The sequence below is a fragment of the Cryobacterium sp. Y29 genome, assembly GCF_002929825.1.
Taxonomy (GTDB): Bacteria; Actinomycetota; Actinomycetes; order Actinomycetales; family Microbacteriaceae; genus Cryobacterium.
Window position 1 is genome coordinate 22078 of the sequence record NZ_PJJN01000027.1, and the last position, 24379, is coordinate 46456.

Here is a 24379-nt window from a genome sequence, read left to right on the forward strand (position 1 = left end):
AACATGTCAGTCGCCAACGCCAAAACACCCCCAAGCCCTCCGGCCGCACCGTTGCGACGGGTTCGCATGGTACGGTCGAAGCGAGAGAACCAGGCACGACTAGCTTTCTGGTTACTCATTCCGGCGGGCGTGGCAGTTTTCGGGGTGATCGTTTACCCGATCCTTCGAACCCTGTTAATCTCCTTTTTCGAGGTCACCTCGGCGTTGGCGACTGACACCCCGTTCGTGGGGTTCAATAACTATCTGGAGGTTCTCTCCAACAGCACGTTTTGGGCGTCAATGGGGCGCACGCTCTATTTCACTTTGATATCGACGTCACTGGAGTTGTGCCTCGGCCTCCTTCTGGCCGGGCTGCTCAACGCGAAGCTTCGTGCCCGCTGGCTGTTTCGTGCCATCGTGGTCATCCCATGGGCCATCCCCACGATCGTCAGTGCGGCCATGTGGAAGGGTGTTTTCAACGCCCAGTACGGCCCCCTCAACGCGATGCTCAGCCAACTCGGAATCATCGACCAGTACCAGGCCTGGTTGGGCGATCCGACAACCGCCCTCAACATGGTGATTCTGGCGGATGTCTGGAAATCCACTCCGCTCGTTGCCTTCTTTTTGCTCGCCGGACTCACGGCCATCCCGAATGAACTGTATGAAGCGGCAAAGCTCGATCGGGCAAGTTGGCCGCGCATCTTTCGATCGATCGTGTTGCCGATGCTCATCCCGTCAATTTCTATTGTGCTGGTGCTGCGCACAGTTGAAGCCTTCAAAGTGTTCGACATCATTTATGTCATGACAAGAGGTGGCCCGGTCAACGGAACCCAGACCATCGCCTACTACGCCTATACAACGGCGTTCTCAGATCAGAACTTCGGGGTGGGGTCGGCCTTGTCCTACGTGATCGTGATCGTCATCCTCGCACTGAGCGCAATCTATCTTCGACTGCTTCGCCGGTCGGAAATGAGTCTCCTGTGAAGCGGGCCCAGCGCAATTCTGTTCTGGTGCATGTGGCGGCCATCGTCACCTCAGTCGTCATTCTTGCCCCGTTCCTCTGGATGGTCATGGCGAGCATCACGCCACAGCGAATCCTCATCACAACTCCGCTGCAGTGGATTCCAGACGAATTAGACCTCAGTCGTTACGTGCAAATCTTTACCGGCGGCTCTGAGGGCGTCGGGGCAACGTTTCGTGCCGCCATGTTGAACTCCATCATTGTGGCCGTGGGAACCGTCACAATCTCGATGATCGTCGGCATTCTGGGCGCTTACGCATTCGCCCGCTTGAAGTTTCGCTTTCGGCGCGCCATTCTCATGACATTTCTGGCGTCGTACATGCTGCCGCAGATTGCCCTACTGATTCCGCTGTATCTCATCCTCAACACCGCAGGCCTCTTGAACACGAAGACGGGTCTGATCCTGGTGGATTGCGCGATCGTAATTCCCTTTGTGCTTTGGGTGCTGAGCAACTACTTCATGACCATCCCCGAGGAGTTGGAAGAAGCTGCGCGGATCGACGGCACGACCCGGCTGGGGGCGTTGTTCTGGGTGGTCCTGCCCGCCGCCAAGCCCGGATTGTTTGCCGCAATCATGTTCGCTTTCCTTCTGGCGTGGGACGAGTTCATGTACGCACTCATCTTCACGTCGTCGGATGTCGCCAAAACGCTGCCCGTCGCGCTCAGCGAATTCGCCGGTCGTTACACCACAGACTTCGGGCTGGTCGCAGCGGGCGGCATTCTTGCGGCACTTCCGCCACTGATCGTGGCCGTGATTTTTCAGCGTTATATCGTCAGTGGCATGGCCTCCGGCGCCGTCAAAGGATAGGAAACTGCATGTCAGGCAAAGCACCATTCGTCGACGCAATGATGAAGCAACCCACAACCCTGCAACTCGCGTATGACACTCTCATCGCCGACCTAGAACAGGGCAACCTGTCCCGTTGGCACGCGGACGAAACCATAGCGGTGATCGCGATGGGTGCTTCCGGCCATTCCGGTCAGGCAGTCGTGTCGCTCCTGTCCCAGGCTGGTTACCGTGCGGTGAGTTTGACAGCTTCAGACGTGCTCCGGGGGGCGGTTGGCTTTCAGCCGGCAGAGCACTACATCATCGTGTCGGAGTCTGGGCGAAGCCCCGAAACGATCGAAGCGGCTCGCCGTCTGACACCGGGATCACGAGTCGGAATCAGCAACTTTCCCAAGGCTCAAATTGCCGAGGTCATCGACGTGGCGCTCGGCCTTGGCGGCTTCGAGGACTCCCCGGTGTACACCGCTGGTTACACAGCGACGCTCATGGCGTATGCATTACTCTTCGAAAAGGTCGGGGTACTCCCCGCCGACCCCAACGTGCCGCGCATTCCTGAGATCGTTAAGGACGCGCTCTTGGAACTGGCACCCGTGGCCCGAGCCATCTCGAGCCTGGTGGCCGAAGCGACCGCCATTGACGTGATCGGCCAGGGCACTTCGTTTGCGTCGGCCCTAGAGACCGCGCTCATGATTCGCGAGGGCTTGCGAATTCCCACGGGATCTTTTGAAACGTACGAATTCCTTCACGGACCGATGGAATCTGCCTCCGCGGGAACGGTCGTGCTCATCTTCGGAGACGAACGCGAACTGGCCATCCCTGGTTCAATCCTCGATGCCGGCGTTCACGTCGTCGTTATTACGACAGCACATGAGGTGCCGAACGAGGGGCACCCGAACCTCACGATAGTTCGTTTGAGCAGCAACTTGACTGGGTTTGTACGCCCCATTATTGAAGTCGTCTTCGCCCAGCTGCTACTCGCGGAAGCGATCGTGCACAAACCGTTTGCAATTGAAAAGTTCATATATGAACAGCCGGATACCAAGATCCCGATTGCTGGCTGGGCAAGCGCCGACGACAAGACAGTGCCTCACGGGTAGTAGGCGATTGGAACGATTTCGTCCCTAGCCTGGAACGGCCCAGATGAAGACCGGAAAGTCCCCAGTCGTAACAAGGCCTCCCAAATAAGCTGAAACACCCACAGCGGATGGGTGCGGATAGCTGCACAATCCATGCGAACAGTCAGGGCCTTCGAGAAATCGGAGGCCCTGAGTCGTTAAGGAACCAGGCGGTCCGCATGCAAAGAGCCCTCGTCGCCGACAATATGACCTACCGCGTCAGTGATCGACACCGGAGGCAGACTGGCCAGTAACCTTACGGGGACGCTGTGGGAATCCGCCCGAGCGCGGAACGGATCACCATGACGACGGGTGCCTCTCGGCTGAGCCTGGTTCGGCCGAACCGGTGGTTTTGGCTCGCCTGGGTTGTGCCTGCCGTGCTCGTCACTCTGGCACTCGTTGTGCTCGCGGCAAATGGGATTCGGGGCCTTCCGCAAGTCGAATCGTTTCTGCGTAGCTACCCTGGAGTCTCGACGCACCTCGCCGCCACCCCGGTGGGAATACCGGCCTGGCTGGCCTGGCAACACGGTCTCAATGCCTTCTTCATTCTGTTCGTCATTCGTACCGGCTGGCAGGTGCGTACGACGAAACGTCCGTCCATTTTTTGGACGCGTACGAACACCGGGTTGTTCCGCACGAAGAATCCCCCGATTCGAATCACCCTCAACCTCTGGCAGCACATCGTCTTCGACACCCTCTGGGCTGTCAACGGCATAGTCTTCTATGTTCTGCTGTTTGCGACCGGTCAATGGCTGCGCCTGGTGCCCACCAACTGGGACGTCTTCCCCAACGCGGTGTCGGCCGGCCTGCAGTATGCCTCGCTCAATTGGCCGACCGGCACCGGCTGGGTGTACTACAACGCCCTCCAGCTGCTCAGCTACTTCGTCGTGGTGTTCCTTGCGGCGCCGATCGCGCTCGTGACCGGCCTGCGCATGTCACCGGGCCTGTCCGCCCGGTTTCGCCGCCTGGATCGCGTCTTTCCCTTGCCCGTTGCGCGCAAACTGCACTTTGCGGTGCTGATCTTCTTCGTGGCGTTCATTGCCATTCACGTGACGCTCGTACTCACGACCGGTGCCCGCGCAAACCTCAACCACATGTATGCCGCGCGCAATGATGACGGATGGACCGGCGTCTGGATCGTCGTTGCCGCCCTGCTGGTCACGGCCGGAATTTGGGTGGGCGCGCGTCCGGCGGTCGTGCGTGCAATCGCGGCTCGCAGCGGCCGCATCATTCACCGGAAGCGCTAACCCGCGGCACGTTTCGACGCGAGCAGGTCCCGGCTGAGCATGGCCGCGCCGGCCGCCGCTGCGGGCATCACGATGACGGCCGCGCCGGGAATCAGGAACAACAGGTAGGTGAGCACCCCAAAACCGAGGCTGCGGGGGCGGCGGGCGCGAAGCATCCGTCGTCGTTGTTTCAAGGTGAAACCGCGCGCATCGAAGGCGAAACCGGTGAGTTCGAGACAGAGGATCCAGCCGCCAAACAGCGCCCCGAGAACGAGCGCGAGCAGTTGGCCGAGTCCGGGGATGAGGCCGCAGAGCAGCAGTACGAGAGCGCCCAGAACGGCGAGGCCGACCAGTTTCAGGGCGTCGACCACGGAACGCAGTAGGCCGCGCGGGGTTTCGACCGGCGCGTCGCCGAGGTTGGTTTCGACCGCGCGCCAGATGCGCTCGTAGAACGGGTCGCCGACGACGAGGGTCACGGCCACGAACGTGTACGCCAACAAGAGGATGCCGGCGGCCGTGACCGCCGCGGCGGCTACGACCCGCATACCCGTGCGCCACGGCTCCCCCCAGCTGCTTGCGAACGGACTGATGGCCACGGCGATGGCTTCGAGGTTGATGAGCAGCACCACGATGCCGGCGAGGTAAGCAATGCCGACGATGAACGCCGGAAGTGCGCCGAGCAGCATGAGGCGTGGTGACGTGACCCACAGTTTGAGGCCGCGACCGAGAAAACCGGCCCCGGCGAAGAACTCGCGTGAGGCGCTGGGACTCGTCGAAGGCGGCACCCTAAAACCCTAGCGCGAGGTCTGCCGGGCCGGGCTGCCGTGAACCGCCCGTTTCGCCCCGGGGTGTCGGTGATTTCGGCGGCCCACGCGGCGAGCCGGCGGCGGGACGGAGCGACCGTAGCGATTCGATGTTCCGGTGCGTGCCTCGGTTCCGTGCCCTGTACCCGGTATTCTCGAGGGAACAACAGTGAAAGGGGGCAGTCGTGACGCACGCGCATCGGCTGCATGTCGACCTCGAGGTGCCGTGCCTGTGCTGCCTCGCGCCGCAGCTCTTTCACTTCACCTCGCTGAGTGACCAGGTGGTCTGCGCGCTGTGCGTCCACCACCTGGGGGCCGAGAAATCAGAACGTCGCGATCTCGAGCACGTGCGGTTGTGGGCCGCTCGGTGGGCGGCGTCCGAGACCGGCCACGCCGGCTACGTCACCGAAACGGATGCCCTGCTCGTCGCCCGCGACGTCGATCTGACTGCACTGCGCGATCAGGTCGCTGAGCTCAGCGCCGTTGTGGCGGGCCAGTTCACGGCCGGCATCGACGGGGTGCGCGGTCTGCTGCAGAACGACCTGGTCAAGCGGGCTGAACGCAACACCGCCCTGGCCCGGCGCCAGATCGATTGGGCCATGGCCGGCATCTGGCGCATCGAAACGCTGCACCACGACTCAGCAATGCAGAAGTGTTCCTGCGGGCGCACGGCCGGCAGCTGCGCCGAGAGCGCCGCGATTGACCCCCTGCGCCAAGCGCTGGGCGACTGGGAGACGAAGAACGTGGCGCTGTTACAGAGCGGACGGCGGCACGGCCTGCCGGAGGACCATCCCGCGGCGCTGGCCCAGCGCATCCGCTGAACCGGCGTGCTGTGCCGTGCAGGTGCGCGAGCTAGTGCCCGAGGGGTGCCGGCGCACCGATCGGTGGACGCCGTACCAAAAACGCCGCTGGAATCGCGAACAGCGAGATGATCGCGCCGCACAGGAACGCATCGTGAATACCGGATGCCGTCGCCGAGACCTCGGAAGCACCCTGGGTCATGAGAGCGGCCGACCGTGAGGTCATCACGGCGATGAACAGTGCGGTGCCGACGGCGCCGGCCAGCTGCTGGATGGTGCCGACAACGGCGCTGCCGTGGGAATACAGGTTTGGCGGGAGCGATCCGAGGCCCGACGTGAAAAGCGGCGTAAACAGCAGCGACAGGCCGATGCTCATGCCGATGTGGCTGACCATGAGCATCCACGGTTGTGTGGTCTGGCCCATCATGGTCATCGCCCAGAAGGCGCCGCTGACGATGATCGACCCGGGAACGAGCAGAACGGTCGGGCCGCGGCGGTCGTAGATGCGGCCGACGAACGGCGCGAGCAGCCCCATGGTCAGCCCTCCCGGAAGCAGCAACAGCCCGGTGGAGAGTGCGGTCAGGCCGAGCACGTTCTGCATGTAGAGCGGCAGCAGAATGATGGTGCCGAACAGGGCGATCATGCTGATGCCGAGCATCGAGATCGAGAGGGTGAACGTGCGCGCGGTGAACACGCGCAGATCGAGGAGGGCCCGATCGGTGCGCTGCAACTGGAGTTGGCGCAACACGAAAACGATCAGGGCGAACAGGCCGATGCCAAGCGGCAGCCATCCGGCCGAAGAAGCAGCGCCGAGGTTGCTGAGTCCGTAGACGAAGCCGCCAAAGCCGAAGGCCGAGAGGATGACGGAGAGCACGTCGAGGGGAACCGTGCGCGGCGTTGTCACGTTCTGCATGCGCGAGGCACCGAGAATGAGCGCGCCGACAGCGATCGGCAGCACGATAAGGAACATCCAGCGCCAGTCCAGCAGGCTCAGGATGATGCCGGAGATGGTGGGGCCGATGGCTGGGGCAACCGAGATGACGATGGAGATGTTTCCCATGGTCTTGCCGCGGGAAGCGGGTGCGACGAGCGTCATGACGGTGGTCATGAGCAGCGGCATCATGATGGCCGTTCCGGTAGCCTGCACGATGCGACCAACCAGAAGCACCTCAAAGCCGGGCGCGACAGCGGCGATCAGGGTGCCGGTGCTGAACAGAGTCATCGCGGCGATGAAGATCGGCCGCGTGTTGAAGCGCTGAATCAGAAAACCGGTGATCGGAATAACGACGGCCATCGTGAGCATGAATGCTGTGGTCAGCCACTGCGCCGCGATCGCCGTGATGTTGAGGTCGTCCATGAGGTGCGGTAGCGCCACGCCCATGATGGTCTCGTTCAAAATTACAACGAAGGCCGAGACCAACAGAAGCCGGATCACCAGCTGGGTGCGCTTGGCGTCCGGGTGCACGTCGGCCTTGGTGGTGGGCGCGCTTGCTGTTGTGGTCATAACTGATCCTGACGGTCGTGCGAAAATGAGCGGATCGCCCGCCTCGTGAGCCCCCGCGATGGCACGCTGTGGGCGCCTCCAGGTGCAGCGTTTTGCCGGGTGTGAATTATTCCGCCGCACCAGAATTGACCGTTCGCCGCTCGTTCAGGCACTATTCATCGGAATTAGCCTCGGGAAAACCAATGAGGTGTGGAGATGTCAGGCGAGGCGGCGGGCCAGGTAGGGGGCGGTGCGGCTGGTGGGATGGGCCGCTACCGTCGCCGGAGTGCCGGCGGAGATGATGCGGCCGCCCTGGTCACCACCGGAGGGGCCGAGGTCGATCACCCAGTCGGCGGCGGCGATCACGTCCATCTCGTGTTCGACCACGACGACGGTGTTGCCTGCGTCGACCAGGCGCCCGAGCTGCTGCATGAGCAATTCCACGTCGGCCGGATGCAGCCCGGTTGTCGGCTCGTCGAGCAGGTAGAGCGTGTGGCCGCGCCGTGCGCGTTGCAGTTCGGTCGCAAGCTTGATGCGCTGCGCCTCGCCGCCGGAAAGCTCGGTGGCCGGTTGGCCGAGACGCAGATAGCCCAGTCCTACCTCGCGCAGGGTCTCGAGGCTGCGCGCGGCGACGGCGACGTCGGCGAGGAAGACCAGCGCGGCATCCACTGTGAGGCCGAGCACCTCGGCGACGTTCTTGCCATGGTAGGTAACCTGGAGGGTTTCGAGGTTGTAGCGTGACCCGCCGCAGGTGGGGCAGGGGGCGTAGCTTCCCGGTAGAAACAGCAACCCGACGGCTACGAAGCCCTCACCGAGGCAGGTTTCACAGCGACCGCCAGCGACATTGAAGGAAAATCGACCGGCGTTGAAACCGCGCTGACGTGCTTCGTCCGTGGCTGCAAAGGTTGCCCGAACGGCATCGAACAGCCCGGTGTAGGTGGCGAGGTTTGAGCGCGGTGTGCGCCCGATCGGCTTTTGATCGACCTGGACCAAACGGTCGATGGTCTCCAGTCCGGTGACCTGAGCGATGGAAATTCGCTCGCCGGACGCCGCATCAGCAGCCGCTTCTGCTGCGGCTTCTCCAGCGGCATCCGGGTCGCCGAGGTCGAGCGCGGGCTCATCGTCGAGAGCCGGATGCAAATGCAGGCCCACGGCCTCGGCGAGCACGTGGCTGACCAGGGTCGACTTGCCTGACCCCGAAACGCCGGTAACGGCAGTGAGTACCCCGAGCGGAATTTGCGCGTCCAGCCCTCGCAGATTGTGCCGGGTGATATTGGTCAGGCCCAGCCACCCCAGCGGATGCCGCAACTTTCCTCGCGGCGCCAGATTGCGGTGGTCCGCAAACAGGTACCGCCGCGTCACAGAAGTCTCCACCTCGGCCAGGCCAGCGGTCGGCCCGCTATAGAGCACGTCGCCGCCACCTTCACCGGCCCGTGGTCCCACGTCGACGACCCAGTCGGCGCGGCTGACCACGTCCATATTGTGTTCGACGACGAAGACCGAGTTGCCCGACAGCTTGAGCTGTTCGAGCACGAGAAGCAGGGGCTCCGCGTCGGCCGGGTGCAAGCCGGCGGAGGGCTCATCGAGCACGTAGATGACGCCGAACAGCCCCGAGCGCAGTTGTGTGGCGATGCGCAGCCGCTGCATCTCTCCCGGAGAGAGCGTGGGGGTCGAACGGCCGAGGGCCAAGTAGCCAAGACCGAGCTCGAGCAGCACGTCGATGCGGCGCAGCAGGTCGCTGGCCAGGGTCATGGCCACCTCCGACGCCGTGCCACCCGCTACGATCGGCCGCAGAACGTCGGCGAGGGCAGTCATTGGCAGGGCGTTCAGAACGGCAATGGAGTGCCCGGCCACTGTCACGGCGAGAGCGTCGGGCTTCAGCCCGCTGCCGCCGCAGACCGGGCAGGGGCCGGTGTCGACGAAGCGCAACACACGTTGCCGTACGTTTGGGCTTTTGCTGTCGGCGAGCGTGTGCAGCACGAAGCTCTTCGCACTCCAGAATCGGCCCTGATAGGGCTTGGCGATGCGATCGCGCTGCGGTACCACCTCGACTACCGGCTGCTCTTCAGTGAACAGAATCCAGTCCCGGTCGGCGCGGGACAGTTCCTGCCACGGCACATCGATGTCGTAGCCGAGCACGGCGACGATGTCACGCAGGTTCTTGCCCTGCCAGGCGCCTGGCCAGGCAGTGATTGCGCCCTCGCGAATACTCAGCGTGGCATCAAGCACCATCGACTCCTCGCTGACGGTGTGGGCCATACCCAGGCCGTGGCACCGCGGGCAGGCTCCCATGGCTGTATTGGGTGAGAACGAGTCGGATTCGAGGCGACCGTCTGCATCCGCCGGGTATATGCCGGCACGAGAATACATCATGCGCAGGGAATTGGAGAGCGTCGTGACTGTGCCGACGCTCGAGCGCGAACTCGGCGTTCCGCGGCGTTGCTGCAGGGCAACGGCCGGTGGCAGCCCGGTGATCTCGTCGACGTGCGGGGTGTGCCCCTGTTGAATCAACCGCCGTGCGTATGGCGCGACCGACTCGAAGAAACGGCGCTGCGCCTCCGCGAAAATGGTGCCAAAGGCGAGCGAGGACTTGCCCGAACCCGAGACCCCGGTGAAAGCCACGATGGCGTCCCGCGGTACGTCGACGTTCACATTGCGCAGGTTGTTCTCGCGGGCCCCGCGCACGCGCACGAAAGCATTTCCGGGCCGGGCGGCTGGAGCGGGATCATTCGTCTCTTCCATCAGCATCCAAGTAACAGTAGTTCGTTCGGTGCTGCGCCGCTTGGGTATCGGAGAATCGAATTCAGGTCAGGTTCTCGTCCCGCCTGTCGTCCTACAGACGGAGTGCGTCAGGCGCCGTGCCACAAACTTGCAAAAGGGGCCCGGCGTGATGCGTCAACGAATGGCGGGAAGCAGCTCCTCGGCTGCCTGCGCGAACTCGCGGTAGATGTAGCGACGAGCGCCATAGACGATCGTATTCTTATACGAGAATATTTCGGCGCTGTGCTCTGAAAACCACTTCGGCGTCAGCGGTGAGTTGTTGGGTGAGCCGGTCGGTATGTTCGTCGTTTCAGTCACCTGGGACTGCTCTGTCCAAAGAAATTTCTCTGAAAGCGTGTCGGGTATAGCGAAAACACGTCGAATCTAGTGGAAGGCGCTGAACCCAGTCAGATCGCGACCGATGAGCAGAGACTGGATACTCTCTGTGCCCTCGTAAGTGTGGATGGATTCGATATCGGCCAGGTGTCGAATGACGTGGTTTTCGAGCAGGATTCCGTTGCCGCCGAGCATGTCGCGGGCGAGAGAGGCGAGAGAACGGGCCGCGCGGGTGTTGTGAAATTTGGCGAGGCTGGCTTGGATGGGCCTCAGGGTTCCGGCCGCGTCGAGTTCGGCCAGGCGCATGCAGTGCAACTGCATCGACGTGAGCTCAGAAAGCATGAGGGTGAGGCGTTCCTGCACGATCTGAAAACCGGCGATCGGCTTGCCGAACTGCACACGTTGCTGCGCGTAGTTGAGGGCAGCTTCGAAGACCGCGGTGGCGTGTCCAAGTGCCGACCAGGCCACACCGAGCCGGGTGGCGAACAGAATGGCGGCCGTGTCTTTGAACGTGTGGGTGCCGGGTAGTACAGCATCGAGCGGAATCCGTACGTCCGTCAACGTGATGCGGGCCTGATGAACCGCGCGCAGGGAGCCCTTGCCCAGCATTGTCTCGCCGTGGTACCCCGGCAGGGACTGGTCCACCAAAAAGCCGCGCACGTTGTCGTCGTCGTCGCGTGCCCAGACTACGGTCAGGTCGCCGACCGAGCCGTTGCCGATCCACTTTTTCTCGCCGTTGATGACCCATTCGTCGCCGTCGCGATGGGCGGTGGTCTCGAGGCCCACCGAATCCGAGCCGTGATCGGGTTCGGTCAGGGCGAAGGCGCCGAGTTTCTCGGCGCGGGCTAGCGGCACCAGCCAGGTGGCTTTCTGCTCATCGCTGCCGAACATGGCGATGCTGCGCAGGGCGAGTCCGCCCTGCACGGCGACGACGGTGCCCATTGAACCGTCACCGCGGGAGATCTCCATGTTCACCAGGCCGGCGGCGAGCGGTGACATAGGGGTGAGCCCTGGCCCCTCGACGCCGTCGGTGAGTAGGTCGAGTTCGCCCAACCGGCGAGCCAGGTGCAGCGGGTACTCCGCTTTGTCCCAGGCTTCGCTCAGCTCGTCGAGGGTCTCCACTGCAAAAGTACGTGCCCGGCTCCAGAACGCTCGATCAGTTTCGGGCACATCGGCAAAAACGCCGTAGTAATCGGTGTCGAGCGGGGCCGAGACATCGTAATCGGGCATCAGTGCCTTTCGCGGTAGCGTGGGTGGTATCAGTTCTATCTGACACTGAGTCTCAGGTCAAGTGACACAAGGTGTCAGCTTGCTGCGGAGCGGTGCCGGTTCTCGATCGCCCGAGCTACATCTGCGGGCAGGGTCGAGGCGGGAAACACCGCCACCAGCAACTCGCTGGCGGGCGCGGATGCACGGTGCGCACCGGTAGGAGCAAACCGCTGGCGCACCGCGTGCAGCTGGGCCGCCAGGCCTGCCGAATCGAGCAGCTCGGTCGATTTGGTGGCGCGGATCATGCGGCGAAGCGCATAGTTGTGTGTGGCCGTCACGGCCGCGGCGAACTGAATCGCAAGAACCGGGTCGACCCCGGGCAGCTGAAGCCGCAGGTATGCCGCAAAGGTCTTTTCGTAGCGCGAGACCATCACCGTTTCGCGGTCACGAAGAACGGATGTCTGGCGCACGACCAGATCTCGCACCCGCACGATCTCGAGGCGCTCCTGAAACCGTGCGAACACGAGTGTGGCCGCTTCGCACACGGCCAGCCACGGATCATCGTGCCTGGCGGTGAAATAGTCGGTGATCTGCTCGAGCAATTCATCGTGGTCGGCGAAGATCACGTCGTCCTTCGACCTGAATTGACGAAAAAAGGTGCTGCGGGACACCCCCGCAGCGGCGGCGATCTGGGCGGTGCTCGTGGCTTCGTAGCCCTGGGCCTGAAACAGGCGAACGGCGATGTCAGCGACGTCGACGCGGCTGCGGGCCTCCGCCTGCCGAGCAGCCAGCGGGAGGGTGAAATCGGGTCGCGCGGAGACTGCAGACGGATCAGACATGGTCTGGCGAAATTAGCACGGAATCAGCGGAAGGAATCGAGGAACGGCCGACTGGCCAAGGCACAAGGTTTCCCCAAGGCACGCGTCGCACGCTTACAGCATTCGCTCACCCTGAAGAGATAGGTCCGTCATGAGCAGGTTCGAAGGCAAAGGAATCGTTCGCAGCAACAGCACTGCCAGCGGAATGCGAGGTAGTCCACCTCCCCAGGACGGTGGAAGACCCCCGCACGTCTTTGGAAAACCCATGCGCGTGCTCGCCGCAGGCATGGCCGCCGTGCTTTACGCCGGGCTCGGCCTATCGGCCGCACTACCAGCCCAGGCCGCCGTTGCCCCGGTCGGCCAGGGTTTCAACGTTGATGCCCGTGACCTGAGCTTCATCCTCAAGCAGATCAAGATTGCCGAGCGGCACGCCGCGACAGCGACGGCGGCGAACCCGTGCGGGACCTTGCTGGGCAGCGGACCCGACCAGATTCCTGGCACCGGGCAGGGCGTCGAGCTCCCCTGGGGCCTGCGCAGCGTGGACGGTTCCTGCAATAACCTCCTCGCCGGCCAGGAATATTTCGGCACGGCCGGCAAGGCCTTCCCGCGCCTGGCCGCCCCGGTGTTCAAGCCGGCCGAGTCCGGCGATCCCGACGGCCCCGGCCCGGCACCCAGCGGCGCGACCAGCTACGCCCAGAACAGCGGAGTCGTCTTCGACAGCCAGCCGCGAATCATCAGCAACCTCGTCGTTGACCAGACGGCAGGCAACCCGGCGGCCGTCGAGGCAGCCGGTGAGAACCCGACGGTGACTCCGTCCGGGGCCTTCGGCATCCCCAACGTGGCGCCCGACGTCGGACTGTCCGCGCCGTACAACTCCTGGTTCACCCTATTTGGCCAGTTCTTCGACCATGGCCTCGACTTGACCAGCAAGGGCGGTCGGGGCAGCGTCTTCGTTCCGCTCAAGACGGACGACCCCCTGTTCAACGACGGCGCGGACAATATCGCCGGCAACGCCGACGATGGCCCCAACTTCATGGTGCTCACCCGCGCGACGACCGACGGGTCCGGAAATATCATCAACCAGACGTCCTCGTTCGTCGACCAGAGCCAGACCTACAGCTCGCACCCGTCGCACCAGGTCTTCCTGCGCGACTACGCGAACGACGGAGCGAGCAAGCCCCAAGCAACCGGCAAGCTGATCACCGGCCCGGGGGGCGGCATGGCTGACTGGACCACCGTCAAGGCACAGGCGCTGACCGAACTGGGTATCGCCCTCACCGACGCGGACGTCCTTAGCGTTCCGCTCCTGGCGACCGACACCTACGGAAAGTTCACCCGCGGTCCCAACGGCTACCCGCAGATGGTCAAGACCGGCAACGTGCTGGTCGAGGGCAACCCACTCGCTCCGATCACCACGGCGAACGCCGTGCCGACGGGCACCGCGTTCCTCGACGACATCGCGCACACCGCCGTTCCCGTCGGTGACCCCGATGGCCACGGCCCGCTGCCCAGGGGCCCGCTGACCGCCGACTCCGACCCGGGCACAACGAACGACAATAACCCGGCGACCTACGACGACGAGATGCTCGGGGCCCACTTCATCGCCGGAGACGGACGAGTCAACGAGAACATCGGACTGACCTCGGTGCACCACGTCTTCCACGCCGAGCACAACCGACTGCTCAACGAGGCCGACACCGATGACCAGAGCGACCTCAAGACCGTCATTCGGGACTATGCGGCATCGGGCGCCACTAACCCGATGTTCGCGCTTTCCGACTGGCAGCGCGCCGACGGAGAGTGGAACGGCGAGCGCCTGTTCCAGGCGGCCCGGTTCGTGACCGAAATGGAGTACCAGCACCTGGCCTTCGAGGAGTTCACTCGCAAGGTCCAGCCGATGGTGAACCTCTTCGGCGAGGGCGGTACCGGATACAACACCAGCATCAACCCGTCGATCCGCGGAGAGTTCGCCAACGCGGTATACCGTTTTGGGCACTCGATGCTGAACGAGTCCGTCGACCGGATCAGCGCGACCGGCGCTCGCAGGGATATCCCCTTGCTGGACGCGTTCCTCAACCCGCCGTCGTTCATGACGGGGGGCCAGACTGCGGAGCAAGCGGCGGGCGACGTCGTCCGTGGAATGACCCGGCAGGTTGGCAACGAGATCGATGAATTCGTCACCGAGGCGGTGCGTAACGAGCTGCTGGGGCTGCCCCTCGATCTTCCAGCACTCAACATAGCGCGTGCGCGTGACACCGGCACCCCGAGCCTGAACGCGGCTCGGCGGCTGTTCTACGCGTCGACGAACAACTCCGCCCTGACGCCCTACGAAAGCTGGGTTGACTTCAACTTCAACCTCAAGAACAAGTCGTCGCTGGTCAACTTCGTTGCGGCCTATGGCACGCACGACCTGATCACGGCCCAGTCGACCCTGGCCGGCAAGCGGAACGCGGCGGTCGCGCTGGTGCACGGCGACGTCGGCGCAGACGGAGTGCTGGTGGATAATCCGGTCACACCCAAAAATGAGGAAGCCGACAATCCCACCGGGACTATCCCGACGGACCGTGAGGACTTCCTCAACAGCATCGGCGCTTTCGCCAGCGGTGCCAACGGTGTGACCACCACGGGCGTTGACACGATCGACCTCTGGACGGGCGGTTTGGCCGAGAAACAGATGGTCTTCGGCGGCCTCCTGGGCTCAACCTTCAACCACGTGTTTGAGCAGCAGATGGAGGACTTGCAGAACGGTGACCGGTTCTACTACCTGTCGCGCACCGTGAGCCTGAACATGCTGACCCAGCTCGAGGGCAACTCGTTTTCTGAGTTGATCCAGCGCAACACGGACGTGAGTGGCCTGCCGGCCGACTCGTTCTCCCGGCCGGACCTCGTCTTCGACGTCGGTGCGCTCGGGACCAGCGGTCCGATACTGGACGACCCTGCCACGACGGAATACAACGAATCGACACTGCTCATCCGGATGTCGAACGGGACCATTCGTTACGGCGGGCCGGCGCACGTCGTCTTCAACGGCACCGCGGATAACAACCGCGTGTGGTCGAGCGAGGGTGACGACACCGTCAGAGGTAACGACGGCAGCGACTGGATGCAGGGCGGTGACGGCAACGACAACCTGATTGGAGGACTCGGCGACGACACCCTTCTCGATTCGGCCGGTGACGACACCCTTAAGGGCGGCGATGGAAACGACGTCCTGTCGTCCGGTCAGGGCTTTGGCGGGGACCTCAACCAGGGTGGCCGTGGCAACGACTTCATCGCCGGGGGCAACGACATCACCGAGACGTTCGCGGGGCACGGCGATGACTTCGTCTTTGCTGGCGATGCGGACGACACCGTGTTCGGGGATGAAGGCAACGACTGGCTCGAAGCCGGCCGCGGCAACTTCAACCTGCTCCAGGGCGATAACGGCGCGCCGTTCCAGGACGACGCAACGGGAGGCCACGACGTGCTGATTGGCTACGGCGGTGAGCAGGATTACGACTCAGAGGGTGGCGACGACATCATGCTCGCCGGTCCGGGCCTCCAGCGCAACGAGGGCATGCTCGGCTTCGACTGGGTCACTCACAAGGCCGACCCGACGGCGGCGGACTCCGACATGTTGGTCACCGGTCTGCTCCCCCCGAGCGTGGAGACCAACAGGGACCGGTTCGACGTCGTGGAGAGCCTGTCCGGCTGGGACAAGAATGACGTCCTGCGCGGCGACTCGCGTGACGCTGGTGCGATGGTCGGCCACGAACTCAATGCGGCCGGTATTGCACGGGTCGACGGCGCGGCTGGTTTGCTCCCTTCTGGTGCCACGTCGTTCACCGGCGGCAACATCATCATGGGTGGTGCCGGCAGCGACCTGATCGAGGGTCGCGGCGGCGATGACATCATCGACGGCGATGCTTACCTGAACGTACGCATCAGCGTGCGCGACGCGGCCAACAGCGCCGTCGAGATCGAAAGCGTCGACACCATGGCGGGAGTTCAGGCACGTGTCCTCGCGGGCACGATCAAGCCGGGGCAGCTCCGCATCGTCCGGGAGATTCTCACCCCGGCTAACGGGTCGGCCGTCGATACCGCGCAGTTCACCGATATCGCGGCGAACTACACGGTCACGACGACCCCGGTCGGCGCCGCTCTGGGCTCGTCCGGATCGACGACGACGGTCGTACACAACGGTGCCGGCATCGACGGAACCGACACCCTGCGCAACATCGATCGCCTGCAGTTCAGTGACACCGTGGCCCCGGGAACCCCGACCATCGGTGCTGCCACTGCCGGTGACGGGCAGGCGACGGTGAACTGGAACCCGGCAGCTGGCGGCACCGTTACCAATTTCTCGGTGAAGGTGCTCGACGCGGCGGGAAACCAGGTGGGCGCACTGCGTTCCGCGGCCGGAACAGCGGTCACCCTGATTGTGACCGGGCTGACCAACGGATCCAGCTACACCTTCCAAGTGTCGGCGACCAACGCGGAAGGAACAAGTGCATTCTCGGCTTCGTCCAACGCAGTGACACCGTCGGCTCCGGTCGTGCCGGTCGTGCCCGGCGCACCAACGATCGGTACCTCGGTCGCTGGCAATGCCGAGGTCACCGTGAACTGGCTGGCACCGGGCGCGGTTCCCAACGCCCCGCCGGTCACCGGCTACGTCGTTCGTACCTTCATCGGAGCGGGCGCGACGGCTACCGGCACCACGACCGTGGCTGATGTCACGAGCACGGTGATCGGGTCGCTAACCAACGGAACCGGCTACACCTTCGATGTCGCCGCGATCAACGCGGTCGGTACCGGAGCGCCCTCAGCTCGGTCGGTGGTCGTCACGCCAACCGCGCCGGTTGTCCAAGTGGTCGCCGGAGCTCCGACGATCGGAAGTTCGGTCGCGGGGAATGCGTCGGTCACCGTGGACTGGGCTGCCCCGGCACCGGTCGCCAATGCGGAACCGATCACGGGCTACGAGGTGCGCACCTTCATCGGCGCCGGCGCCACTGCCACGGGCACCACAACGGTGGCGAACGTGACCACCGCGGTGATCGGGTCACTGGCCAATGGAACCGGGTACACCTTCGATGTCGCCGCGATCAACGCGGTCGGTACCGGAGCTGCCTCGGCTCGCTCGATTGTCGCCACGCCGCGCACGGAGTTCGTGCTGCCGACCGTGACAACGCGCACCCCGGCATCGGATACTCGTTCGGTCAGCCAGACCGGCAACCTGACGGCAACGTTCAGTGAACCGGTCACGGGCGTCAGCCGCACGACGTTCGTTCTTCGGCTTGGCGCCACGGCGGTCTCCGCCTCGGTGTCGTACAACGCCACGACTCAGGTCGCGACGCTGAACCCGAGCGCGACCCTGCTCGCCGACCGCACCTACACGGCCACCCTCTCGGGTATCCGTGACGTGGCGGGCAACACGATGGTGGCTAGCTCGTGGACCTTCATCACAGGCCCGGCTCCGAGGATCCTTAATAGGACTCCCGCACCCGGAGCTGTCGCGGTACGACGAAACGCCAACGTCATCACAACCTTCAGTGAAGACATCACCGGAGTCAACGCCACCACGGTTCGTATTACGCGGGTCTCCACCGGGGCGGTCGTCACATCGGCGGCAGCGTTCAATGCCACCACCAACGTGTTGACGATCAATCCCTCGGTGAGCCTCAGCTCCAACGTTCAATACCGCGTGACAATTACCGGCGGCAACACGGGCGTTCGGGACCTGGCGGGTAACCCCCTGGTGACGAGTACGTGGACCTTCACGACCGGCGCAGCGCTCTAACCGACCACCAGTAACAACTCGAAGCCGGCCGGCGATTGGATCTCAGTCGCCGGCCGGCTTTCCCCATGTTCTGCAGTACAACGAACATCAGTGGAAAGCCTTGAGGAGATGTCATGACATCAGGCAGGGACGCTCTCCAGCGGGGCGCATTCCGTATGCTTGGTCTGGTCGGAATGGATGATCTCGGTGACTATGGCAGTTTGATCGGTGCCGGAACGCCGGGTGGAGGCGGCGTGGACATGGCCACAGAGCCCGAGCCGCTCGAGGTAGCCGTCGCTGGTCGGGGTCACGCTTTCTACGAGCCAGCGCCGGGCAGTCGACTAACGCGCGCGAACCGGAACTGCACGATCGAGAGTAGCCATGACGGAGGTACCGCGGCCTGCCCAGGAGCGAACCTCAAGCGAGCCGCCGGCAACATGGACGGTGTCGCGCATGATGCGCAGGCCCAGATGGTTGCCTGGGGGATCGGCACTCAAATCAAAGCCGCAGCCGTTGTCATGAATGAGCAAGATGGTGCGATCATCGTCTTGCATCAGGGTGAGCTCGAGAATGCCGGCCTTGGCATGTTTAACAGTGTTGGCGAGCACCTCCCTGGCCACCCGATAGAACATCGCTGACCGGTCGCGGTCAAGGTTACAACTGGAGGGCACGTGTAGCTTCACCTGAATTCCCTGCTCGAGCAGCGGGGCGGTGAGGCGGGCCAGTGCTTCGGGCAGCCCAAGTTCTTCCAGGTCGGGGGGATAAAGTTCGGTCGTCATGGCCCGGAGGGTGCGCACGTTCTTCTGGAGGATAGCTCTAGCCTGGCTGAACAATGGACGATTCTCGGGCGAGCAGTGCATCTCCTCGGCCTCGAGGGCATAAGACAAACCGGCCAGATCTTGGATGACTTCGTCGTGCAGGTCGCGCGCGATACGCTGGCGTTCGAGATCGGAAGCGTCGATCGCGTGCTGCAACAATTCACGCTTGGTCGATTGATGCTTTTGGATGCGGCGAGCCAGTTGCACCGCCGGAACGAGCTGGGCAAGTTGCAGGGCACCCAGCGCAAGCAGGAACGCCGGGATGAGCCCGAACAGAACGGAATCCTGTTCCTGACGCACGCCATCGTCGTTGAAGTAAGCCTCAAGAATGAACGTTTCGCCGGTGGCGGCGATTGTCCGCACGTAGACCTCGACGAGTTCGCCCGAATTGGATTCATACCGGTCATCAGGAGCTGTCTGCGTCTCCAGAGTGGCCCGCCCCTTGCCATCGGCCAGTAATTCGGGGGCCCAGCTGGGCAGGGAGAAGGTCTGACCGATCAACAACGGCAGATCGGAATAGACGATGGTGCCGCTGGTATTCCACACCTTGACGCGCACCATAGAACCGTCGGCGATGCGCGGGGCCAGCCGTTCGTCGAGCTGCCGACGCGCACCGGGGTCGCCGGCAATGACGGCATCGGTGATGAGCGGCCCGATCGAATAGTCGGCCAGCCGCTGGGTGAGCAGCACCGCATTGACCATGGCGTTGTGTGCGGACTGCGCGCGTACCCAGAGCGACACCGGCACAGCGACCAGCACCATCGCGATGAGCCCCATGAGCAGAAATCGCTGAACCGCGGCGCGAACCCCGGAGCGTTCGGCGGCCTGAGCGTCGTCGTGCCAATTGAGCAGCGACGAGCCCGGCCGCCGTTTAGACATGCTGGGCCGGTACCAATCCGAGTCTGGTCGCGATCACAACGGCCTCCAACTGCGAGTGTGCGCCGAGCTTGCCCAGGATTGCCTTGACATAGCCACGGCAGGTGTTCTCCGAGATGCCCAGAACTTTGGCGTTGGCGCGCACGTCGGAGCCCTCGCCCATGAGCCGAAGCACGGCGAACTCGCGCTTGGTCAGCTCGGGAAAGGGGATCTCTTCGCTGCGCTGGCGGCGCCGGGCGCTGAGCAGCCCGACGAGGGACGGATGCACGATGAAGCCACCGTTGCGCGCGTGCCGCAGGGTGTCAAGAACCGTCGCGAGCGATCCGTCCTTGGGCAGGAACGCGCACACTCCGATCGCGGCGGACTGCTCAAGGGCCTCGAGGGCAGGGTCGCCTGTGAGGATGACAATGCGGGTACTCGGCGCGCGGGCAAGAATGGCGGCGGCCGCGACGAGGCCACTGCCGTCGGGCAGGTGGTAGTCCATGACGACGACGTCGGGGAGCAGCTCTAAACAGGCGGCGATGCCGCTGGCTACGCTGTTGGCCGAACCTACGCTGCACAAATCGGTTTCGCGATTGAGGGACCCGATGAACAGCTCGGCGAACGTAGTGTGGTCATCGACGATGAGTATACGGATTTGTCCTGTCGTCGTTTCAACCACCGGGATGGATCCCGTCAGCGATGCGGTAGCGGTAGTCCCCTGCGCGCTGGGTTCGATCGGGGACATCTGCGCGGTCATTTGCGGAGACCTCTCTGCCCGTTCGTACGCTTCCGTGCTGTGGGAAGACGCCGTGCTTTTCCAATTGACGAAATTAGTATCAGGAGAAGCGCAGTTTTTGTCGAGGGCTTACTCTTTGCCCCCCCATATGGTAGGTCGACGCACGCAGGCGCGGCCAGCTCAAGCGTGAGCGACGGCGCGTCGCAGAAATGACGTGACAACATCAGTAGCCTCTCGGAGGGAATCCTCGACCGGCTCTAGGCGAGGATGATTAGTGGTGGCACGGCGTAAGGCCGAGCCGCTGTCGGATGACACTCGGAGTTGGTCGTGCAACGTGATCAGGGCGGAGAGCACGTTGGCCAGGTCGCCGTCCCCATCGGCTGTCGCATGCAGTAGCCGCAACTGGGCGGCGCGCAGAATCGGGCCAGGAGCGCAGCCCAACTCATCTTGCATGGCACGGCGACACCGCTCATAGGCCTGAAGCCCTTCGGCGTGACGCCCGCTGGTCTCTAATCCCAGGATGAGGGCCGTCCATGCCCGCTCGTTCAGTGGTTCGTCGAACAGCGCGAGATTCGCGAAAACGAGGGTGTCATCGATGCGGTGCAGGACGGCGGCGATTTCCGAGGTGAGAATGCGAGCGCTGGTTAGGCGAGCGGCGTGCAGGTTGCGGGCTTCTGACGCCCAGGCCGGAACGAGTTCGTCGCCGAGAAGCGGTGCGTCGGCGAGGTCCAACGCCCGCAACAATAGAGGGTACGCGAGGGTGGGGTCGGCCCTCTGCGCTCGCTGCAACAGTACGTCGAACTGGTCCAGGTCGACGTCGACCAGGTCCCGGTCCAATACGTAGCCGCCAGTCGTGGTTTTTAGCGGACCAAATTTTCCCGCGCCCGGCTGCAGATGCCGACGCAAAACACTCACGTAGCTTTCGAGGGTGGGCAGCGCCTCGACCGGAGCATTCGCGCCCCAGAGCATTTCAATCAGGCGGTCTTTGGAAACTGGCAGCCCAAGGTGAACGAGCAGAATTTCGAAGATTTGGCGGGGCTTGGGTCCGCCCAGCTGGTGAGCGTGTAGCACGGTCGGCCCCCGTCGAACGCTGAGGTTTCCAAACACGTGCACGTTCAGGTGGATCATGGTTGTCGCGGTTGGTTGTTTTCGTATGTCGAATCTGGTTGTCATTACGACCTCCACTGTTGGAATACGACCATGGTGCCCGCGTGTCGATGGGCGGGGTAGCCGCGTGTGGAGTAGACGTTTACCCCCAATTTGAGGGAGGCCCTCTCAGAGGGCCGTGTGGTGCCCGGCTCCAAGAGATAAACGTGCTCCCGGTGAGCCCGAGCAGCACGCGCACGCGCAGGCGGAGGCGGATGCGCGTGCTCTTGCTTTCGCGATCAGCCTTTAGCCAGCATCAGGGTTCGTGCGTCGTGAGCACCCGGAGTGGCAGGTAGACCGACCTGCTCAATCGGGCAAACTCGGCCGATTTCTGGGCGGCCTTGGCCGGGCCAGCCGGAAGCGTTTCGTCGTGGAAGCTCTGCGCGGTGTCTGGGTCGAGAGAGAGCGCGAACGGGTCGGTCCAACGAAACTCGAACCGGGCCCGGCAGAGGGCGTCATCGCGTTCCTGGGCACGCGGATGCTGTTTGGCCGGGTCCCTCGATCATCACCTGTACGCCATGGGATTTCGCGACCTCGGTCAGCTCGCCCAGAGTGCATAGTTCGGCGAATTGGGCCGCGTCGTTGGCGTCGGCGTCGGCGATGGAGCCGGGTCGCAGGCCGTCGCCGAGCGAGAAGGTCACGTCGTAGCGGCGCAGAATCTCGCATAGCTCAACGAAGTGGGTGTTGAGAAAGGTCACCTGGTGGTGGGCGAGGCACCAGGCGGCCAGGATTGAGCCGCCACGCGAGACGATTCCGGTGACTCGGTTGGCGGTGAGTGGCATGTAGCGCAGCAACAGGCCGGCGTGCCACTTCGTGACGCACGAGCTCAACTGAAACGCCCTCGCGGGCGGCGATGTAGGCCATTTCACGCGTGATACTACCCGCGGGAGCCCAGACCAGCTGGGTCGCCGCTTCATCGATGGGCAGCGGATGCTTCCATCCGGCCCGGGTCGTCGGCCCTGGCCGTTCTCTCAGCTCGCTGGTGCGTGCTCCCGTGGTGATGTGTGTCTTCTGAATCGATCACCATAGCGCGGAGCACGGGTCGCGGCGCCAGATACGGGTGGGCGCGCCAGTTTCAGAGGGCGCGAGCAGTGATAGCTGGCGCGGTGAACGAGCGCGGGGTATCGCTCAGCGCGCGAGAGCGGCCAACTCGGCGCGGGTCGAGGCGCCCACCTTACGCAGCAGATTGGCTACGTGAAATTTCACGGTGTTCTCGCTGATGGTCAGCGCCTCGGCGATCGCTTTGTTGCGTGCGCCCGACGCCACGAGCTCGAGCACGCCGCGTTCGCGCGGGCTGAGCCCCCAGGTCGCAGCGGCAGAAACGGATGCCGTGGGCGCGTCGAGTGGAAGTGACACCGCCAGCTCGGACCCCCAGCCGGCGGTCGCCTCGACGTTCAGGGTGCCGCTGAGCGCGACGACACGAGCGGCGAGCTGGCGCACACTGGGAACCTCCCCCGTGAGGTCGCCCGGTCCGTCGTCGCGAATGTGAATGAGCAGGTTGCTGCCGTCGCAGTCCCATTGCACACGCACTCGGGCGACCCCGGCCTGTTCGACCAGGGCGAGCACGGCGCCGCGCACGATGGCGCGGGCTTCGTGGGCGACCTCACCGGGAAGGGCGCGCCCATTCACCGGTGGCTCGATGAACTGCACGTCGAGATCGCCGAAACGTACGAGCGGGCGTAGATCGTCGCGCAGGCGTTCGAAGGCCTGGGCGACGGGTTCCTCGGTAAGGCTGCGATCCAGGTCACTCACCGCGCGCAGTGCGACCATCGCCGCGGCGGCTAGCTCGGTGGCTTTCTGGCGGGCGGCCGTGTCGCTCGTGCTTTTCGAGCGCAGCACGGCCAGCAGGGTTTCCAGCGTGGTTGCGTGCGCGTCGGTTAGGTCGGCGATGAGTTTGGAGCGTTCGGCCGCCGCGGTTCGTGAGGTCTGCGAGGTCTGTGCGGTCTGTGCGGAGGAACCGGCAGGGTGGGTGCCGGGCTCTCGGGAGGTTGCAAAGATCGTCATAAATCCAGCCTACCCGGGCCATCCCTGATGCCCGCTCGTAGCTATCCGTTTGGATAGTTAAACCGTCCTTTTGGTGGGCAGCGCTCCCGCTCGAAGGAGTGGAGTATTGATCCATGACCGAATCGACAACCACCCCCTCTGCAGCGGATGCTCTTGGCCTCATTTTTGCCGAGAACAGTCACGTCGTGAACGCGCTGCGGTCTGCATCCGCTTCCTCGCTCGACGAGGCGGCCACCGCGCTCGCTGCGGCTCCCCGCATATTCGTGCTGGGCGCTGGTCGCTCCGGACTGGCGCTGAAGATGACCGCGATGCGGCTGATGCACCTCGGACTCGACGTGCACGTTGTCGGCGATGTGACCAGCCCGGCGATCGCTTCTGGCGACCTGTTGCTGGTCGCCAGTGGCTCCGGGACGACGGGCGCCATTGTGCGAGCCGCCGAGACCGCGCAGAGTGTGGGCGCGAACATTCTCGCGCTCACCACCGCTCCCGAGTCGCCGCTCGGGCGGCTTGCTGCGGTGATCGTGGTCATTCCGGCCGCGGCCAAGCAGGACCATGCCGGACAGGTGTCGGCCCAGTATTCGGGCGGTCTGTTTGAGCAGGCCGTGTTGCTCGTTGGCGATTCCCTGTTTCACACGCTCTGGCAAGCGAGCGGGGCCACGGCGGAACAGCTCTGGCCGCGTCACGCCAACCTCGAATAGGGCGCGCACCCTTCCAAAAACTTTCCA

The 24379-nt window shown here is 63.9% G+C and carries 17 protein-coding genes and 1 pseudogene; 7 read left to right on the forward strand and 11 right to left on the reverse strand.

Annotated features, from left to right (window positions below; all coding sequences use genetic code 11):
• Positions 1-3 precede the first annotated feature (3 nt).
• The 4 genes from CXY74_RS03655 to CXY74_RS03670 all read left to right on the forward strand — a co-directional run bounded on the left by CXY74_RS03655 (position 4) and on the right by CXY74_RS03670 (position 4149).
• Positions 4-963, forward strand: a complete 960-nt coding sequence (locus CXY74_RS03655) for a carbohydrate ABC transporter permease (RefSeq protein WP_104199273.1) — start codon at positions 4-6, stop codon at positions 961-963.
• Positions 960-1808 carry a carbohydrate ABC transporter permease gene (locus CXY74_RS03660; RefSeq protein ID WP_104199179.1) on the forward strand — a complete coding sequence of 283 codons (849 nt, stop codon included), beginning with the start codon at positions 960-962 and terminating at the stop codon, positions 1806-1808. Before CXY74_RS03655 ends, CXY74_RS03660 begins: the two co-directional genes overlap by 4 nt.
• 8 nt (positions 1809-1816) lie before the next feature.
• Positions 1817-2884, forward strand: coding sequence for an SIS domain-containing protein (locus tag CXY74_RS03665; protein WP_104199180.1), 1068 nt, complete (start codon positions 1817-1819; stop codon positions 2882-2884).
• Positions 2885-3204: 320 nt separating this feature from the next.
• Complete coding sequence (locus CXY74_RS03670; RefSeq protein ID WP_104199274.1) at positions 3205-4149, forward strand: cytochrome b/b6 domain-containing protein; 945 nt, start codon at positions 3205-3207, stop codon at positions 4147-4149.
• Here CXY74_RS03670 and CXY74_RS03675 read toward each other — a convergent pair.
• Positions 4146-4913: an EI24 domain-containing protein gene (locus CXY74_RS03675; RefSeq protein ID WP_199183135.1), complete on the reverse strand. Its 768-nt coding sequence runs from the start codon at positions 4911-4913 to the stop codon at positions 4146-4148. The genes CXY74_RS03670 and CXY74_RS03675 overlap by 4 nt on opposite strands.
• Positions 4914-5116: 203 nt before the next feature.
• On the opposite strand from CXY74_RS03675, the gene CXY74_RS03680 reads away from it, so the two are divergent.
• The gene (locus CXY74_RS03680) at positions 5117-5752 is read left to right on the forward strand and encodes a hypothetical protein (RefSeq protein WP_104199181.1); all 636 of its coding nucleotides are present in this window, start codon (positions 5117-5119) and stop codon (positions 5750-5752) included.
• Positions 5753-5783: 31 nt separating this feature from the next.
• Here CXY74_RS03680 and CXY74_RS03685 read toward each other — a convergent pair whose 3' ends face one another.
• The 5 genes from CXY74_RS03685 to CXY74_RS03705 all read right to left on the reverse strand — a co-directional run bounded on the left by CXY74_RS03685 (position 5784) and on the right by CXY74_RS03705 (position 12358).
• Entirely contained in the window at positions 5784-7235 is a 1452-nt protein-coding gene (locus CXY74_RS03685) for an MDR family MFS transporter (RefSeq protein WP_104199182.1), read from the reverse strand.
• A gap of 198 nt (positions 7236-7433) precedes the next feature.
• Positions 7434-9962: an excinuclease ABC subunit UvrA gene (locus tag CXY74_RS03690; protein ID WP_158252293.1), complete on the reverse strand. Its 2529-nt coding sequence runs from the start codon at positions 9960-9962 to the stop codon at positions 7434-7436.
• Between the two features lie 147 nt (positions 9963-10109).
• The gene (locus tag CXY74_RS03695) at positions 10110-10292 is read right to left on the reverse strand and encodes a hypothetical protein (protein WP_104199184.1); all 183 of its coding nucleotides are present in this window, start codon (positions 10290-10292) and stop codon (positions 10110-10112) included.
• A gap of 66 nt (positions 10293-10358) precedes the next feature.
• Positions 10359-11540: an acyl-CoA dehydrogenase family protein gene (locus CXY74_RS03700; RefSeq protein WP_104199185.1), complete on the reverse strand. Its 1182-nt coding sequence runs from the start codon at positions 11538-11540 to the stop codon at positions 10359-10361.
• Positions 11541-11614: 74 nt separating this feature from the next.
• Entirely contained in the window at positions 11615-12358 is a 744-nt protein-coding gene (locus tag CXY74_RS03705; protein ID WP_104199186.1) for a TetR/AcrR family transcriptional regulator, read from the reverse strand.
• 244 nt (positions 12359-12602) lie between these two features.
• Between CXY74_RS03705 and CXY74_RS03710 the strand changes: the two genes are divergently transcribed.
• The gene (locus tag CXY74_RS03710; RefSeq protein ID WP_104199187.1) at positions 12603-18113 is read left to right on the forward strand and encodes a peroxidase family protein; all 5511 of its coding nucleotides are present in this window, start codon (positions 12603-12605) and stop codon (positions 18111-18113) included.
• Positions 18114-18433: 320 nt separating this feature from the next.
• Here the strand turns inward: CXY74_RS03710 and CXY74_RS03715 are convergent, their stop codons facing one another.
• The 5 genes and pseudogenes from CXY74_RS03715 to CXY74_RS03735 all read right to left on the reverse strand — a co-directional run bounded on the left by CXY74_RS03715 (position 18434) and on the right by CXY74_RS03735 (position 23654).
• A complete protein-coding gene (locus tag CXY74_RS03715) occupies positions 18434-19789 on the reverse strand; it encodes a sensor histidine kinase (protein WP_104199188.1) in 1356 nt (451 codons plus the stop codon).
• A complete protein-coding gene (locus CXY74_RS03720; RefSeq protein WP_104199189.1) occupies positions 19782-20525 on the reverse strand; it encodes a response regulator in 744 nt (247 codons plus the stop codon). Before CXY74_RS03720 ends, CXY74_RS03715 begins: the two co-directional genes overlap by 8 nt.
• A 159-nt stretch (positions 20526-20684) precedes the next feature.
• Positions 20685-21677 carry a BTAD domain-containing putative transcriptional regulator gene (locus CXY74_RS03725; RefSeq protein ID WP_104199190.1) on the reverse strand — a complete coding sequence of 331 codons (993 nt, stop codon included), beginning with the start codon at positions 21675-21677 and terminating at the stop codon, positions 20685-20687.
• Positions 21678-21984: 307 nt separating this feature from the next.
• A pseudogene (locus CXY74_RS03730) lies at positions 21985-22456 on the reverse strand (phosphomethylpyrimidine synthase ThiC); the annotation flags it as partial.
• Positions 22457-22778: 322 nt separating this feature from the next.
• Positions 22779-23654, reverse strand: a complete 876-nt coding sequence (locus tag CXY74_RS03735) for a response regulator transcription factor family protein (protein WP_104199191.1) — start codon at positions 23652-23654, stop codon at positions 22779-22781.
• Between the two features lie 113 nt (positions 23655-23767).
• Between CXY74_RS03735 and hxlB the strand changes: the two genes are divergently transcribed.
• Positions 23768-24352 (forward strand): 6-phospho-3-hexuloisomerase, encoded by a 585-nt coding sequence (gene hxlB, locus CXY74_RS03740; protein WP_104199192.1) that lies wholly within the window; start codon positions 23768-23770, stop codon positions 24350-24352.
• The last annotated feature ends 27 nt before the right edge of the window (positions 24353-24379 follow it).